The sequence below is a fragment of the Sediminibacterium soli genome (assembly GCF_009939225.1).
GTDB lineage: Bacteria > Bacteroidota > Bacteroidia > Chitinophagales > Chitinophagaceae > Sediminibacterium > Sediminibacterium soli.
Window position 1 is genome coordinate 138680 of the sequence record NZ_JAACJR010000010.1, and the last position, 18409, is coordinate 157088.

Sequence of the window (18409 nt, forward strand, 5' to 3'; positions counted from 1 at the left end):
CCCCAACATGCGAAAACAGAGAACCTACCTGGTTATTGTACTGCTGGTCCTTATGCCCTGCCAGACATTGCTGGCACAGCGCGCCACCTGGATATGGTATCCCGGCGATTTTGATATATGGCTCGCCAACAAAATGCAGAACCGACGTACGGAAAGAGGAATCTTCTTTCCCGTATTCTGGAAAATGGACAGCCATTATGTGCTCATGGATTTTCATAAAACCGTGCAGCTCCTGCATCCCGATACCGTCAGTATCTATGCAGAAGGCGAATACAACGTGAAACTCGATGGCCGCGCTTTGGAAGGCAGTCCGCAGCAGGTCATCGTTCCCGCAGGACAGCACAGGATCAATATCAAAGTCTTCAGCCAGGCCGTGGTGCCATCCGTATTTGTGCGGGGCAAAACGATCGTGTCCGATTCTTCCTGGCTGGTTACATTCGAGGATAAGGAATGGATCGACGAGACGGGAAAAACATCGGATATCTCTGCCACCAGGTGGCAGCACGCAGGCAGCTGGAATTTTTATTCGCCCCTGCAAAAACCTTCCGCTTTCAGGTTGCCCACGCAAAAAAAACGGGCCGTTTCCATCGAACGGCACCAGCAGTCACTGCTGGTTGATTTCGGGAAAGAAACTTTCGGGTTTATTCAGCTGCATGGACTAAAAGGCAAGGGCCGGCTGTCGGTGTATTACGGCGAATCGAAGGAAGAAGCTTTGTCTGCCGACCACTGCGAAACGCTGGACCGGCTGGACCTGAACACTGCGATCAAAAAAGACAGCACCCTGCCGCTGTCAAAAGCCTTTCGATACGTGCAGGTGCAATACGATGGAACCATCAGTATCGATTCGGTGTCGATGTTGTATGAATATGCCGATGTTACACCACGCGGCAGTTTTACCTGCAGCGATACCGCGATCAACAAAATTTACGATGTGGCGAAATACACGTTCAGCCTCAACACACGCGAATTTTTTATCGATGGCATCAAACGTGATCGCTGGGTTTGGAGCGGCGACGCCTACCAGAGCTTTCTGATGAACTACTACCTGTTCTTCGATGAGCCTACCGTAACCCGTACCCTCGCAGCATTGCGCGGTAAAGATCCGGTAACGGCGCATATCAATACCATCATGGATTATACGTTCTACTGGTTCCTGGGTATTTACGATTATTACCAGTATACCGGCAACCGGCAGTTTATCGAGCAGAATTACGATCGCATGAAAAGCCTGATGGAATATTGCCTGGGCCGCCGGAACCAGCAGGGACTTATGGAAGGCCTGCCCGGCGACTGGGTATTTGTTGACTGGGCACAGGGGCTCAGTAAAAAAGGGGCACTCAGCTTTGAACAGGTACTGCTGGCGCGCGGTCTCGAGACCATGGCGTTGTGCGCGGGTATTGCAGGCGACCGGAAAGGAGAAGCCAGCTACCGGCAATTGTCTGGTGAGCTGCGCAAAAAAATATTCTCGCTGTACTGGAACGACAACAAACAGGCGCTGGTGCACAGCTATGCCCACGGCCGTCAGACAGAAACGGTAACACGGTACAGCAATATGTTCGCTATTTTCTTCAATTACTTCAATGAAACGCAAAAACAGGCGGTCAGGCAATCGGTGCTGCTCAATCCTTCGGTGCAGAAGATCACCACGCCCTATATGCGTTTTTACGAACTTGAAGCATTATGCGCCATGGGTGAGCAGAAGCATGTGCTGGAGGAAATAAAAAATTACTGGGGTGGTATGCTCAGGCTGGGTGCCACCAGTTTCTGGGAGGAATACGATCCTGCCAAACAGGGAACGGAACATTATGCCATGTACGGCAGAGAATTCGGTAAAAGCCTTTGTCATGCCTGGGGCGCAGGTCCTCTATACCTGATGGGAAAATATTACCTCGGTGTAAAACCGGTGTCACCGGGTTATGCCAGTTACCTCGTAACACCCGAGCTCGGCGGACTGCAATGGATGCAGGGAAGCGTGCCCACTCCCGCGGGCACGATCGATATGTACGTAACAAAAGAACAGGTACGCATACAGGCGCCGGCAGGGCTGGGCATCTTACGCATCAAAAGCCGGGTGCTGCCAGCAGGCGAAAATGTTTCCGCAAAGCGTATCGGACAAGAGGAATATGAAATAGCCATCAACCCGGCAACACCCTATACCATCCATTACCAGGCGCTCAAGTAACGAATGATATGAAGAAACAGCGATCAATATACGTGATAGCCGCCATACTGCTGCCGGGCATATTGCCGGCACAGCAGGGCCTGGTCGTCACCGGCGGCAGCCCGCATGCAAGGATGAATACCGTGGCATTGAACGATGTGCAGCTGACCAGCGGTTTCTGGGCCGAACGATTTGCCATCTGCCGCGATGTGATGGTGCCCCGGTTATGGAGTACCTATACCAGCAGGGACAGTTGCTTTTCGTTCCAGAATTTTCGCGTGGCGGCGGGATTGGATACAGGCCGCTTCCGCGAACCTTCTTTTCACGATGGCGATTTTTATAAAACCCTCGAGGCAGTGGCGGCCATGTATGCACAAACACGCAGCAGGCAGCTGGATGCCTGGATGGACACGGCCATCGCCGTCATTGCAAAAGCACAGCGCAGCGATGGTTACCTATACACCAGGAACATCATTGAACAGCAAAAGACCGGCAGCGGTAAAATGTTCGATGACAGGCTGAGTTTTGAAGCCTACAATTTCGGGCACCTGATGACCGCCGCCTGCGTGCATTACCGGGCAACGGGCAAAAACAGTTTATTGAAGATCGCGGTGCGCGCCGCTGACTTTCTGAATGGATTTTATCGTACCGCCACAGCCGAGCAGGCACGTAATGCCATCTGTCCCTCGCACTATATGGGTCTGGTGGAACTGTACCGCACCACCCGCGATAAACAATATTTGTCACTGGCGCAATACCTGGTTGGTATACGCGGAAAAACCGAAGGCACCGACGATAACAGCGATCGCGCACCGGTACGCGAGATGGAAAAAGTGGTTGGCCATGCCGTACGCGCCAACTACCTCTTTGCGGGCATGGCGGATCTGTATGCCGAAACCGGCGACGATTCACTGCTGCTTGCCCTGAACAGGTTATGGAACAATGTGGTCAATACCAAAATGTATATCACCGGTGGTTGCGGTGCATTGTACGATGGCGTGTCAGTAGACGGCACTTCCTATAAACCCGATACCGTGCAGAAGATACATCAGGCATACGGAAAGGATTACCAGCTCCCCAATCTCAGCGCGCACAATGAAACCTGCGCCAATATCGGAAACGTACTCTGGAACTGGCGTATGTTCCTGCTGAGCGGCGAGGGCCGCTATGCGGATATCGTGGAACTGGCATTGTACAACAGCGTACTCAGCGGTGTGAGTATGGATGGAACCAGGTATGCGTATACCAACCCGCTTGCCGCCGCTGCGGAGTATCCGTATCACCTGCGGTGGGAGGGAGGCCGTGTGCCCTATATCAGCAAATCCAATTGCTGTCCGCCGAACCTGGTACGTACCCTGGCAGAAATCAGCAACTACTTCTATACCGTTGGCGAAAACGATGTGTACTGCAATCTCTATGGCGGCAGCAGGCTCTCGGCAAAACTGAAGAACGGATCCCCGATCGGTCTTGACCAGGAAACGGAATATCCCTGGAATGGCAGCATACGCTTCACCATCCGCCAGGCGCCATCGGCCGGCACCATACTTCATTTTCGCATACCGGGATGGTGTAAACAGTATACGCTGACGATAAACGGTCAGCAGCAAAACAGCAAAACAGCAAACGGGTATATCGGTCTGCGGCATGCATGGAAGACAGGCGATATCATCAGCCTGCGCCTGCACATGCCGGCCATGCTGATGGAAAGCAATCCCCTGGTGGAAGAAACCAGGAACCAGGTAACCGTAAAACGCGGTCCCATTGTATACTGTCTGGAATCGGCAGACCTGCCGCGGCAGCAGCTCTCGCAGGTAACCATTGCCGATAATGCCGGATGGCAGCCCGTACCCATGAACATTGCGGGCAACCGCCTGGTGGCGTTAAAAGGCAAGGCCAAGATCCGGCAGCAGCCCTCGTGGAAGAACCAGTTGTACCGCGAGGTCAGTAAAAACACGGCAGCCGCCACGCTTACACTGATACCGTATTACGCCTGGGGCAACCGGGGTAAAACAGATATGACCGTATGGATGCCATTGATGCGCCAGTAACAATGATTAGCCGAACATGAAAAAACAAATCGCAATAACCTGCACCATACTGCTGGCGCTGGGCTGTAAACAGGCGGTGGCACAGCTGGTGGATAAAACCCCGGCCGCCATTCCCAACGCACCGTCGGTGTTGCAGGCCGCTCCGTATGAAGATGCCCTGGTAAGCGGCATCAACCGCGATGCATCCCGGGCCACCGCTTATTCATTCGCCTCCGTTGCCGATGCATTGCAGGGCGACAGGGAACGAAGCGGCCGGTACCTGTCGCTTAACGGCGACTGGGATTTTTCATTCGCGGCCTCACCGGGACAATCGCCTGGTGATTTTTACAAAAACAGGGTAACCGGCTGGAAAAAAATACCGGTGCCCTCGAGCTGGGAGATGCAGGGTTATGGCCAACCCATCTATAAAAGCGCGGTATATCCTTTTCGCCCGGTAAACCCGCCGCATGTGCCGCAGGATGATAACGCCACCGGCTGTTACCAGCGCACTTTCTCGGTACCTGCGGCGTGGAAGGATATGAATGTGACATTGCATTTTGGCGGCGTCAGTTCTGCTTACAAGGTCTGGCTCAATGGCCGGTTCCTGGGTTATTCGGAAGACAGCTTCCTTCCCGCCGAGTTCAATATCAGCCCTTACCTGCGTGAAGGGGAAAATGTTATATCGGTATGGGTGATCCGCTGGAGCGACGGCAGTTTTCTTGAAGACCAGGACCAGTGGCGTCTCAGCGGCATCCATCGCGAAGTATATATGCATGCAGAACCCAAACTGCGCATCGCCGATTTTTTTTACCAGACGCATCTCGATGAGCAGTATCGCGATGCTGTGCTCAGCATCAGACCGCGTATCGAAAATCTTTCAGGCCGCAACATGCCCGGTTATCGTTTGCGGGTGCAGTTATACGACAGCAGTAACCAGGCCGTATTGCCGCAGCCCTTGGAGAAAAGCGCCGACGAGATCATCAATGAAATATACCCGCGGCTCGACCGCGCTAAATTCGGATTGCTCGAAACAAAGATCAGCAACCCTGAAAAATGGAGTCCAGAGAATCCCGTTCTCTATAAACTTGTACTGAGCCTGGAAGACAGTGCCGGCCATATACTCGAAGTAAAGACCTGCCGACTGGGTTTTCGCTCCATCGAATTCAGGAAAAAAGACAGCAAGCTGCTGATCAACGGAAAACTGACCTATCTCTACGGCGTAAACCGTCCCGATCACGATCCGGTAAAAGGCAAAGCACTGGCGCGGGAAGACATACTGCGCGATATAAAAACCATCAGGCAGTTCAATTTTAACTGCGTACGCCTCAGTCATTACCCAAGCGACCCCTACCTGCTCGATCTCTGCGATGAATTCGGCATCATGGTCATCGACGAAGCCAACCTCGAAACGCATGGTCTTGGCGGTAAGCTGAGCAGCGATGCGGTATGGACCGGCGCATACCTTGACCGGGTAACGCGTATGGTATTGCGCGACAAGAACCATCCCTCCATCATCATGTGGAGCCTGGGCAATGAATCGGGCAGCGGTCCCAACCATGCGGCCATGGCAGCATGGGTCAAAGATTTTGACATGACCAGGCCGCTGCATTACGAGCCTGCCATGGGCAGTCCCAAAGAACCGGGCTATATCGACCCTTCGGATCCTCGTTACCTCAAATCAAACGATCACTCGCACCGCATACAGAACCCGCTTGACCAGTACTATGTGGATGTGGTCAGCCGTATGTATCCCGCCCTGTATACCGCACCCCTGCTGGCCAACCAGGCTAATGGTGATCACCGTCCTGTTTTTTTCTGCGAGTACGCGCATGCCATGGGCAACAGCGCCGGTAACCTGAAAGAGTTCTGGGACCAGTGGAGAAATACACCGCGTATTATCGGCGGCTGTATCTGGGAATTTAAAGACCAGGCATTGATCAAAAAAGACAGCGCCGGCCATGCCCACTACGCTTACGGAGGAGATTTTGGCGAAAAATACTTCGACAATTTTACCATCAAAGGCATCGTGGCCGCCGATGGAAGACCCAAGGAAGCGATGTATGAATGCAAAAAGATTTTTCAGCCCGCAGACGGATGGTGGCAGAACAGGGAGCAATACAAGGTCCGCATCATCAATCGCGGCGCCGTGCTGAACCTGGATGCGTACGGTCTTACGCTGGTGCTTACCAAAAACGGTGTACCTGTCCTGGAAAAAAAACTAACCTCACCCCATATCCCGCCGGGCGATTCGGCCATACTCGATCTCCAGCCCTGGCTGCCTGTGCTGTCGCCCACTGCCGAGTACCATGTAACATTGCATTATAACTTAACGCGCCACCGGTCATGGGCGCCTGCAGGGTTCAATATTGCATCCATTCAACTGACCATTCCCGGGGTCGATAAAAAAGTTTCCGCATTGCTGTCAAACAGGCGGTTGCAGGTAAAAGAAGAAAAACAGGGAACGATCATTATAGGGAAAGATTTTTCCGTACAGATCGGGCAGGGACTTTCTTCCTATATCTACAAAGGCAGGGAACAGTTTTTCTCCCCACTGCTTCCGCATTTCAAAAGACCGCTGACCGATAACGACCGAAGGGGCTGGAAACCCAACCGCAAAATGAAACAATGGTACGAGAACGAACCGCAGTTTGCCGGTCGCAAAACGGAGAACGGCAAAGAGGGCAGCATATCGGTGACACTGCAGTATACTTTGATCCGCGACAGCGCCTCGGTAAGCATAACCTATACCGTGCATCCCTCGGGTATCATAAGGGTGCAGTATGCGCTGTCGGTATTGCCGGGTCTGCCCAATATACCCAAAGTGGGTATGCAATGCGGTGTGACCGGCGCTTACCGCAGCATCCGTTATTTTGGTCGCGGCCCGCTCGAGAATTATATCGACCGCAGGTATGGCTCCGATGTGGGAATCTACCGACAGTCGCTAAGCGATTTTACAGAACCCTATGTGGTACCGCAGGAAAACGGTAACCGCACCGATATACGCTGGATGCAGCTGGAAGATACAGCCCGGCCGGCAGGACTGCTGGTGGTGGCTGACAGCCTGCTGAGCATGAGCGCCTGGCCTTATACCGAAGCCAATCTTGCACAGGCCAGGCATACCAACGACCTGAAAGAGGCAAGGTATACCACGCTGAATATTGACCTGGTGCAGATGGGCGTTGGCGGCAACGATAGCTGGAGCGAAGTGGCAGCGCCGCTGGAGCAGTACCAGGTGCCCGCCCGGTCTTATCGCTATGCCTTCTTTATCGTACCTTATTCAGGAAAACCTCCGGTGCCGCAAAGCATCGGGCAAACTGTGTTTGAATGATGAAATACCTTCTGATCGCCGGATGGTTGTTGGGATCGCTGGCAGCAAAAGCCCAGCCCAAAGAAGTGCCGCAGCAAACCATGCAGGCCGTATACGAATCCGTTAAAACACCTTATAAATACGGGCTCGTGCTGGTGCCGGATAACAGCACCGGAAAAATCGACTGTCCCTCCGTTTTCCGGAAAGGAAAATACTGGTACATGACCTATATCGTTTTTGAAGGCCGCGGCTACGAAACCTGGCTGGCCCGCAGCAGCAACCTGCTGCAATGGAAAACCCTCGGCAGCATCATGCGTTTTTCCGATACGGCGGATTGGGACAATAACCAGAAAGCCGGTTATATCGCGTTGCAGGATAACCGCTGGGGCGGCTCGTACAGGCTGCAGTCTTTCGATAACCGTTACTGGATGAGTTATATCGGCGGCAAAGACCGCGGGTATGAATCGGGTCCGCTCGCCATCGGCATGGCTTATACCGCCGGTGATATCGCCAGCGTGCACAGCTGGCAGCGGCTGAACAGTCCGGTGCTTACCGCCGGCGATGCCGATGCGCGCTGGTGGGAGAATAAAAAACTGTTCAAAAGTTCGGTGATACGCGACAAAAAAAGAACAACAGGCTATCCCTTCGTGATGTACTACAATGCCAATGGCGATACCAGCCGCAACACACCCAAATGGCGCTGGTTTGAACGGATCGGCATGGCGGTGTCGGATGATATGGTTCACTGGAAACGTTTCGGAACCGACCCGGTAGTGCACCATCGCATCGGTATCACAGGCGATGGCGTGGTGCAGCGCATGAAGGGTCTCTGGGTTATGTTTTATTTTGGTGCCTTCTGGGAAGAGCGCAAAGACGCATTTAACCGTTTTGCCTGCAGTTACGACCTGGTACACTGGACAGACTGGAACGGCGAAGACCTGGTAAAACCCTCGATGCCCTACGATGCGAAATATGCACACAAGAGTTTTGTGGTAAAACACCGGGGCGTGGTATATCACTTTTATTGCGCGGTCGATGAAAAAGACCGACGCGGTATTGCAGTGGCCACCTCGGTGGACAAAGGAAAAAGTGCCGTCAGTTTTAAATAACCCGAATGCATAACCTTAGTTGTGCAGGCAAAGAATCTATACTGTTGAAGCACATGAAACATACGATCATCCTGCTGGGCCTGTTGCTCACGCTGACAGCAAACGCGCAGCAGCCTGCGGGCGCATCGGCGCTGGAGAAGCAGTTTTTGCATCCGCCCGCCTCTGCAAAGCCCTGGGTATTCTGGTACTGGATGTATGGCGCCGTATCCCAAGCCGGCATCAGCGCCGATCTGGAAGCGATGAAGCAGGCGGGCATCGGCGGGGCCTACCTGATGCCCATCAAGGATACTTCATCGGCCATTCCTTTTCAGCCAGCGGTACGCCAGCTTACACCCGAATGGTGGGCCATGGTCAGGTATGCCATGCAGGAGGCAAAACGGCTGAACCTGCGGCTGGCCATGCATTTCAGCGACGGGTTTGCACTGGCAGGCGGCCCCTGGATCACACCCGAACTGTCTATGCAGAAACTGGTGTGGACAAAACAGGTGGTAACAGGCGATCGTTCTTTACCGCTTGCGCTGCAGCAACCCGAAACCAACGAAGGCTATTACAGGGATGTGGCGGTATTTGCTTACCCGGCAACACCCGAACAGGCTACACCGATCCCCACGCCGCTTGTCACAACCGGCAACGGCGTTAATGCGGAGTTTCTGGCAACACCGGATCCTGTCGGCAAAAAAAGTTTTAAAACAGACAGCACCTGCTGGATCCGCTACGCGTATCCGCAACCGGTAAGCATCCGTTCTCTTCGCATACACACCGGTGCCAACGGGTACCAGGCGCAGCGGCTGATCGTACAGGCCAGCGACGACGGCATCGCGTACAGAACAATTACCCGGCTGGAGCCGCCGCGTCATGGATGGCAGGATACGGATGAAGACAATACACATGCCATTCCTGCCACTACCGCTAAATATTTCCGGTTTGTATACGATAAAACAGGCACCGAACCCGGCGCGGAAGACCTCGATGCAGCCAAATGGAAACCATCGCTGAAACTGATGGGTATCTATCCCGGCAGCGAGCCGGTGTTACATCAGCCCGAAACCAAGAACGGCAGCATGTGGCGGGTGGCCGCCCGTACAACGGCGGAACAGGTGCCTGCAGGCGACGCAGTGCCGCTTAGGAATATCATCAATCTCACCAGCCAGATGGATACCGCAGGCATACTTCACTGGAAGATACCGCCGGGCGCATGGACCATCGTGCGCATAGGGCATACTTCCACCGGTCATACCAATGCCACGGGCGGAGGCGGCAAAGGATTGGAATGCGATAAATTCAATCCCGTTGCCATAAAGCTGCAGTTCGACAACTGGTTTGCCAAAGCCTTCGAAAAAACCGGCATGGCACTGGCGGGGGAAGTGCTGAATATTTTTCATGTAGACAGCTGGGAATGCGGCAGCCAGAACTGGGGTGCGGGTTTTGCAGATGAATTCCGGAAAAGAAGAGGGTACGATCTTATGCCCTACCTGCTTACCATGACCGGCGTACCCGTTGAATCTGCCGAACAGTCGGAAAAAATAGTACACGATGCCCGGCAAACCATCGCTGATCTGGTCAGCGATATTTTCTACCGCATACTGCAGGCAAGAGCGCATGAACTGGGGTGCCATTTCAGCGGAGAAAGCGTAGCGCCTACCATGGTAAGCGATGGCATGCTTCATTACAAACAGGTAGACCTGCCCATGGGTGAATTCTGGCTGAACAGCCCCACCCACGATAAACCCAGCGATGTGCTCGATGCCATCAGCGGCGCGCATATATACGGCAAGCCCCTGGTAGCGGCCGAAGCATTTACCTCGGTGCGGATGAACTGGGGAGAACATCCCGGGAACATAAAAACGCTGGGCGACCGGAATTTTGCACTCGGCATCAATAAACTGGTGCTGCATGTATTTACACACAATCCCTGGCTCGATAAAAAACCGGGAATGACACTCGACGGTATCGGGTTGTATTTTCAGCGCGATCAGACATGGTTTGGGCAGGCAAATGCCTGGATCAGTTACCTGGCGCGTTGCCAGGCGCTGCTGCAGGCGGGCAAACCGGTTACCGATATCGCCGTTTTTTCTGGAGAGGAAATACCCCGCCGCGCGGTGTTGCCCGACAGGCTTGTGGGAACACTGACCGGTATTTTCGGGCAGGCAAAACAGGAGGCGGAACGCATACGGCTTGAAAACCGCGGACAGCCTTTGCGTACCATACCCGACGGTGTTACGCATGCTGCGGGTATGGCCGACCCCGAAGACTGGATCGATCCGCTGCAGGGATATGCGTATGATTCGTTCAACCCCGACGCGCTTTTGCAGATGGAAGTGCGCAACGGAAGGGTGGTACTGCCCGGCGGCGCCAGCTATGCGGTGCTCGTATTACCCGGTAAACACCCGCTTCAGCCCAACCCTGAATGCATATCGCTGGCCGTGGCAACCAAATTGCTGCAACTGGTAAAACAGGGTGCCACCGTTATCATGCACCGCGATTATGCAAAAGGAATCGGCAACAAAGACGAAGACCGGTTGCTGAAACCCGTGCTCGAAGAACTGTTCTCAGAAAAAAATAAGAAAGGGCGTATCATATGGTCGCCTTATACTGCGCATTCTTTTGCTTCACTCGGCAGCGAGCCCGATCTCCGCACCAGCAGCAGGCCGAATGTGATTGCATGGACACACAGATCGCTGCCCGGGGCCGACCTCTATTTTATCTCCAACCAGACAAACGAATCGCAGTCTGTTGATCTCTCGTTCAGGATAACCGGAAAAATACCCGAGCTATGGGATCCGGTAACAGCAACGATCACCAGCGTGAGTAACTGGTATACAGCAGACCATCGCACGCTGGTGCAACAATCGCTTGCACCGGCGCAATCGCTGTTCGTGGTGTTCCGGAAAAAAACAGGTTCGGGAAAAAGACAGTCATCCGCTGCACAAACCTTACGGCAATACGCTTTTACAGCACCCTGGCAATTGCAGTTCGATTCCAAAAGCGGCGGGCCCTCGGCACCGGTTGACATACCGGTGCTGCAAAGCTGGTCACTGTATACCGATCCCGGTATCCGGTATTATTCCGGCACAGCGGTTTACCGCAACAGGATCTATCTAACGGCCGAAGACCTGCGGACACCGCTGCGGCTGGTGATGGATTCTGTCTGTAACATCGCTTCCGTAAAAATAAACGGGCAGGATTGCGGTACTTTGTGGACGCCGCCCTACGAACTGGGTATCGGCAAAGTCCTGAAACCGGGCTGGAACAATATCGCCATCGCCGTTTCCAATACCTGGCACAACAGGCTGATAGGGGATGAACTGCTGCCGGTGCAGCAAAGGGTCAGCTGGACGAATGCGCCGTTCCGGTTAAAAGGGAAACCGTTGCTGCCCGCAGGATTAATGGGCACGATAAAACTGGTAGCGAAATGAAACCGTGTACACCGATACGGAAATATGTTATGATATGCCTGGCGATACCGCTGCTGTACACCACGGCTCTTTTTGCGCAGCGGGGTATGGATGCTTACAACATGGTATGGACAAGCCAGAGCCGCGATGCATCGGGTTCCATGCCATGCGGTGGTGGCGATATCGGTTTGAATGTATGGGTCGAAAACGGAGACCTGCTGATCTACGCAGCGCGCAGCGGAAGCTTCGATGAAAACAATGCCCTGCTGAAAGCGGGCCGGCTGCGTATCAGATTTTTCCCCAACCCGTTCTCCGGTGGCTTGTTTAAACAGGAGCTGCACCTTCGCGAGGGGTATGTTACCATCAACGGGACCAGCGGCAGTCTGCAGACCGAGGTAAAAATATGGGTGGATGTTTTCCATCCGGAAGCGCATATCGACATCCGCAGTTCGCAAAAGATCACCACGGAAGCGGCGTATGAGAGCTGGCGGTTTGAAGACCGGGTGCTGCCCTCGCGCGAAAATTTTGGCAACTCCTGGAAATGGGCCGCGCCAAAAAACAACCCGGCCAAAAAAGACGGGATCTTTTTTCGCGGCAACGAAGTGGTATTCTATCACAAAAATGCCGATACCACCATCTTTGATGCCACCGTATCACAGCAGGGTATTGATGCGGTGAAAACAAAACTCTATAACCCGCTGCACAACCTGGTATTCGGCGGCAGGGTGTATGGCAGTAATTTTATTCCCGCGGGCGAGTCTGCAGGTACCTATGCAGGTACACCCTACCGGTCATGGAAATTAAAAACGAATCGTCCCGCAAACCGGCAACAGTTGCACTGGCAACTGCATACCGAACAGGTGCCTGCCGCGGAGCAATGGTACCAGTCGCTGCTGAACCATACATCCGCAGCAGCCGCGGATGCGTTTGCAAAAACAACGCAATGGTGGCGCTCATTTTGGGATCGCAGTTATATCCATATCGGCGGAAGGGATACCGTGGCCTGGCAGGCAGGGCGTAATTTCCAGTTGTTCCGTTACCTGCTTGCCTGTAACGCCAGGGGCGCATGGCCCACCAAATTCAACGGCGGACTTTTTACAACAGACCCGGTCTACACCAAAAGCAGCCATGGGTTCTCACCCGATTTCCGTGAATGGGGCGGTGGTTTGCATACGGCGCAAAACCAGCGGCTGGTATATTTTCCGATGATCCGGAACGGCGACTGGGACCTGTTGCAGCCGCAACTCGATTTCTACCTGCGCTTACTGGGGAACGCGGAATGGCGCAGCCGGGTATACTGGCAGCACGAAGGGGCCTGCTTTACCGAGCAGATGGAGAACTACGGGTTACCCGATTACGCCGAATACGGGCAGAAAAGACCTGCCGGATTTGATAAAGGTGTTGAATACAACGCGTGGCTTGAATATGAATGGGATACCGTTCTCGAATTCTGCCTGATGATGCTCGAAGAAGAACGCTACACGGGCAAAGACATCAGCGATCGGTTACCGTTCCTGAAAAGCTGTCTTCGTTTTTTTGATGAGCACTACCAGTACCTCGCCAGGCTAAGAAGCGCAAAAACACTGGATGGCAATGGTAAACTGGTACTGTACCCGGGCAGCGCCGCCGAAACCTTCAAGATGGCCACCAATGCCAGCTCCACGATCGCCGCATTGCGGGTGGTTACGCAGCGCATGTTATCGCTGCCGGAAAAATACCTGGCAGCAGGTGAGCGCAAACAACTCGACAGTTTTCTGAAAAGAATTCCCGATATCAGTTATGCAAGCTTCAACGGGCATACCACCATTGCACCCGCCAGATCCTGGGAGCGGATCAATAACCAAGAGTCGCCGCAATTGTATCCCGTATTTCCCTGGGGTATTTACGGCATCGGCAGACCGGGACTTGACACTGCACGCAATACCTGGCTGTACGATACCAATGTGATCAGGTTCAGAAGCCATATCGGCTGGAAACAGGATAATATCTGGGCAGCAAGACTGGGACTCACCGACGAGGCCTGGCGACTGAGCTCACTGAAACTGCAGAATGCGGAGAGGCGGTTTCCCGTATTCTGGGGACCTGGTTTTGACTGGGTACCCGATCATAACTGGGGAGGCAGCGGTATGCTGGGACTGCAGGAAATGCTGCTGCAGACAGACGATAAAAAAATATTCCTTTTCCCTGCCTGGCCGCCCGGTATTGACGTGCATTTTAAATTGCATGCACCTTACCAGACAACCGTAGAAGCCGAATGGAAGAATGGTAAGCTGTCGTTGCTGAAAGTGATCCCCGAAGAAAGAAGCCGGGATGTGCAGGTCATGCTCACCAGTCGTCCGTTCTGAAAGAAGAAACCGGGTAACCTTCGGTGCTGAACAATTCTCCTTTGATAAAATCTTTAAACGCATAACGCACGGCCACCGGGTTCGGCACCAGCGACGAAGATACCTGCACCGTTCCGTTGCGTATTACGGCCTGCGCGGGATAAAAATGTTTGTCGGCTCCCGCTATCTCAAATTGCTGCAGTGTTTGCCCGAATGCGGTGAGGCCGTTGGGTGCATACCGGAAGCGAACGGTGGCAATATTACCGCTGACGGCGAGTGAATCCATATCAGGACTTTGAAAAGCATACCCGCTGAACCGGTAGGTGTCGGCCAGCGCCAGGTAAGCAAACCGTTTTCCGACAACTGATTTGTCGGCCGGGTGAATACTGTTCTCTTCTCCTTTGTCCATCAGCACCACCATGCCGCTTGCGGGAATGCGGTGCAGGGCTTTGCGCTGTGCATCGCGCAGGTAGGCGGAGTTCATTTTTTCGGTTTTGTTGCCGGGGTAGGAGCCGTAATTGAAAGGTGCAATCTGCGCGAAATAAAAAGGAAAATCACCCTGTCCCCATTCACGCCGCCACAGCGCCACCATGGCGGGAAAAAGTTTTTCGTATTGATCGGGTCTGTCCTGGTTGCTTTCTCCCTGGTACCAGATACAGCCTTTGATCGTATAACCTGCCAGGGGATGGATCATGCCATTGTACAAGGTGGTGGCCGATTTGTTCGACAATTTTTCCGTACCTGTTGCGGCAGGCAAGCTGATCTCGGGAAAAGCCTGCAGAGATTCGGCGCTCATAAATGCTTCCGCGGGAGAGCCACCGTAACTGTCGTTGATCAGTGCCACCGGCACATGCAGGTGTTCCTGCAGCAGCTTTCCGAAAAAATACGCCGTTGCCGAAAAATTGCCTGCATTGGCCGGTGTGGCTTCTTTCCATGGAGAAGCCTTGCTGGTATCTTTCACCAGTCTTTCCACTGCCCTTGGTACGGTGTACAAACGCAGTTGCGGGTTGGCGGCGGCAAACAGTGCATCGTTGGAACCCGATACGGGCTGGTCCCTGAAACCTTTCATCGGCATTTCCATATTCGACTGGCCACTGCAAAACCAAACCTCGCCGATCAGTATGTTTCTGATGATAAGAGGTTCGCCATCGGAGATCTCTATTTCGAAAGGGCCGCCTGCCGCAGGCGTGGTAATGCCGAGTTTCCACTGTCCCTGGGCGCCGGTGCTAACCGTATATTTCTGGCGATTCCAGGAGGTGGTTACGCGAACGGTGCTGCCCGGTCTGGCCCAGCCCCAGAGAGCCGCCTGTGTGCGTTGCTGTAACACCATATTATCGCCGAAAATGGCGGGCATACGAATGCCTGCCCGCAGTAAGCCGGGAGCCAGGCAGCAGAGAAGGAAAAAACACATAAGCGGGATTCGCGGAAAAAAAGATCTCATGGCATCAAAAAATTAAGAAACAAAATAGTGGGTAATATAGGGTAAACCATCCGGTACTGTTGCTTTTGCCGTATTTATTCCCAACTTTAAGTAATTTACTCCGCTGAATCATGCAGTCTGCCGTATGAAAGAAAAAGAGAACAAAGAAGGTTCGCATAACAATATCTGGTATGGGGTGGGCCGGCAGCGCATCGAGATACCCAAGACCATACTCAAATCGCGGGTGCACGGCAATGCATTGCTGAAACACCTGCATATCTGTTCCATCGGCTATTATCCCAAGGCCAAAGACCACTATACTTACCGGAAGAAAGGGTTGCCGGAAAATTTTCTGTTTTATTGTGTAGACGGGCATGGATGGTACCAGATCGGCCGGCAGCGTTACGAAGTGGGTCCCAACGAATATTTTATCCTGCCCCAGCATACCGAACATGCCTATGGCAGCGATCCCGACCGGCCATGGAGTATCTACTGGATCCATTTCGGCGGCGACTCGCTTCCGCAGCTCAACCAGGTACAGGCTGTTCAGAAACATTTCAAACCGTTTTATATACGCAACAACGGTGATATACTGGCGCTGTTTTCCAAAATATACAAGACACTCGAATTGGGGTACAGTATCGATAACCTGCTCTTCACCAATATGTGTCTTTCGCAGTTCCTGACGCTGTTTGTATACAATTCGCGGCATTACGAATCTGCCGGCACCGATAAACTGGATTGCGTTGACAGCGCCATACTGTATATGCAGGAGCATATCAGCGAAAACCTTTGCCTGAACGAACTGAGCAAGCAGTACAATTATTCGGTATCGCGTTTTTCCAATCTCTTCAAGCAGAAGACCGGCTACGCGCCCATCGATTATTTTGTTCAGATGAAAATGCAGAAAGCCTGCCAGCACCTCGACTTCTCCACGCGGCCGGTTAAGGATATCGCATTCAGCATGGGTTTTGACGATCCATACTATTTTTCAAAAAGGTTCCGAACGGTGATAGGCATGTCACCCAAGAAATACCGGTCGATGAATAAACAGTGAGGATGGGCGCGGGCAGGATCGGATGGTGCAGCGGAGTGCACGACTCGTAAAAATAACCGGTAATCATAAATCCCGACCATGAAACCAACATTCTTCCGTTACGCGGTATTGGTGTGCTGCCTGCTGCTGAACACCGTTTTGGTATCCGCCCAGAAAATCCACAATAAACCGCGTGTTGTCATCACAACCGATGGGGAAGTGGACGATATGGATTCATTTATCCGGCTGCTGCTCTATAGCAACGAGCTGAACATTGTCGGACTTGTTTACAGCAGTTCGGAATTTCATTATGCGGGCGATGGCAAAGGCACCCCTTTTACATCGGCCATGCCATTCGCAAAAAAATACGGTACGCGCACCAACCTGCGCTGGCTCGGAACCACCTGGATGCAGTCGTTTATAGACAGGTATGCAACTGTGTACCCGAATTTGCGGAAACACGATGCAAATTATCCCTCGCCCCGGCGCCTGAAAAGTTTGGTGAGGATTGGCAACATCGATTTTGAAAGCGAGATGGATCATGATACGGAGGGTTCAGACTTTATAAAGAAGTTATTGCTTGATGCGGATCCGGCGCCGCTGTTCTTTCCGGTATGGGGAGGCACCAATACGGTGGCCCGCGCGCTCAAATCCATCGAAGACCAGTATAAAGGAACGCCGCAATGGGAGGCGATTCAGAAAAAAGTATCCGCCAAAGCCACGCTGTATATCATACTCGACCAGGACCAGACCTATCAGAAATACCTGTCGGCCAACTGGCCCGATCTGACGATCCTGCTGAACAGGTCTATGTTCTGGTGCTTTGCGTATTTATGGGATAAGACCGTTCCCAAACCATACCTGTCTTATCTCGATGGCCCCTGGCACAAAGAGCATATCAAGTTCGGGCATGGCGCGCTTGCCAGCAGCTATTTTTTATGGGGCGACGGGCAGAAGCTGGCAAACGATTCCGATCATACGCAGGGCGATACGGCCGAAGCGTTGAAAAACAACATGAAAAAATACGCGTTCATCTCGGAAGGCGATTCTCCATCTTTTCTCTATCTCCTCAATACCGGGCTGCGGAACCTCGAAAATCCGGGTTACGGGGGATGGGGTGCCAGGTTTGAACGCTCTAAGCAAAACCCGCATCTCTGGGTGGATGCAACCGCGCCGGCCGATTACAACGGTTTTACGAAAAAAGCCGATGCGCATTTTTCCCAGACCCGCTGGATCGAAGCGCTGCAGAACGATTTTGCGGCGCGTGCCGACTGGTGCGTCAAACCTTTTTCACAGGCCAATCATCCGCCGCAGGCAACACTGGCAGGCAGGCAGGATATCTCAGCAAAACCTGGTGCGGCAGTCAGGCTCACAGGCCTGGCCAAAGACCCCGATGGTAACGCTGTTACTTTTAGATGGTGGCAATACGCAGAAGCAGGAACCTGCAGCGAAAAGGTATCGATACAAAACCCAGGCAAAGCCACCGCCACTTTTACCGTACCCGCAAACGCCAGAAAAGACGAAACCATACACCTGGTGCTGGAAGTCACCGACAACGGTTCGCCTGCTTTAACGAGGTACCGGAGAGTGGTGGTGACGGTGCTGTGATGGAAAAGAGCCGGAGGGATTA

The 18409-nt window shown here is 53.1% G+C and carries 9 protein-coding genes; 8 read left to right on the top strand and 1 reads right to left on the bottom strand.

Translation table 11 applies throughout. From position 1 onward, the window contains the following. Nucleotides 1–7: 7 nt before the first annotated feature. Genes GWC94_RS16140 through GWC94_RS16165 form a run of 6 tightly spaced genes read left to right on the top strand, consistent with a single transcriptional unit; the run spans nt 8 to nt 14344 of the window. A complete protein-coding gene (locus GWC94_RS16140) occupies nt 8–2182 on the top strand; it encodes an alpha-L-rhamnosidase-related protein (protein ID WP_161836339.1) in 2175 nt (724 codons plus the stop codon). Between the two features lie 8 nt (nt 2183–2190). Further along, complete coding sequence (locus tag GWC94_RS16145; protein WP_161836341.1) at nt 2191–4209, top strand: aceric acid hydrolase; 2019 nt, start codon at nt 2191–2193, stop codon at nt 4207–4209. A gap of 16 nt (nt 4210–4225) precedes the next feature. After that, nucleotides 4226–7516, top strand: a complete 3291-nt coding sequence (locus GWC94_RS16150) for a glycoside hydrolase family 2 TIM barrel-domain containing protein (RefSeq protein WP_161836343.1) — start codon at nt 4226–4228, stop codon at nt 7514–7516. Then, nucleotides 7513–8604, top strand: coding sequence for a glycoside hydrolase family protein (locus GWC94_RS16155; RefSeq protein WP_161836345.1), 1092 nt, complete (start codon nt 7513–7515; stop codon nt 8602–8604). Before GWC94_RS16150 ends, GWC94_RS16155 begins: the two co-directional genes overlap by 4 nt. A 53-nt stretch (nt 8605–8657) precedes the next feature. After that, complete coding sequence (locus tag GWC94_RS16160) at nt 8658–12020, top strand: glycosyl hydrolase (RefSeq protein WP_161836347.1); 3363 nt, start codon at nt 8658–8660, stop codon at nt 12018–12020. Then, complete coding sequence (locus tag GWC94_RS16165; protein ID WP_202628852.1) at nt 12017–14344, top strand: DUF5703 domain-containing protein; 2328 nt, start codon at nt 12017–12019, stop codon at nt 14342–14344. Before GWC94_RS16160 ends, GWC94_RS16165 begins: the two co-directional genes overlap by 4 nt. On the opposite strand, the gene GWC94_RS16170 is transcribed toward GWC94_RS16165, so the two are convergent. Beyond that, nucleotides 14325–15734 (bottom strand): sialate O-acetylesterase, encoded by a 1410-nt coding sequence (locus GWC94_RS16170; protein ID WP_161836349.1) that lies wholly within the window; start codon nt 15732–15734, stop codon nt 14325–14327. The genes GWC94_RS16165 and GWC94_RS16170 overlap by 20 nt on opposite strands. 154 nt (nt 15735–15888) lie before the next feature. On the opposite strand from GWC94_RS16170, the gene GWC94_RS16175 reads away from it, so the two are divergent. Further along, nucleotides 15889–16800 carry an AraC family transcriptional regulator gene (locus tag GWC94_RS16175; RefSeq protein ID WP_161836351.1) on the top strand — a complete coding sequence of 304 codons (912 nt, stop codon included), beginning with the start codon at nt 15889–15891 and terminating at the stop codon, nt 16798–16800. Nucleotides 16801–16878: 78 nt separating this feature from the next. Further along, on the top strand, nt 16879–18387 hold the full coding sequence (locus GWC94_RS16180; protein WP_161836353.1) for a DUF1593 domain-containing protein: 1509 nt from the start codon (nt 16879–16881) through the stop codon (nt 18385–18387). Nucleotides 18388–18409 lie beyond the last annotated feature (22 nt).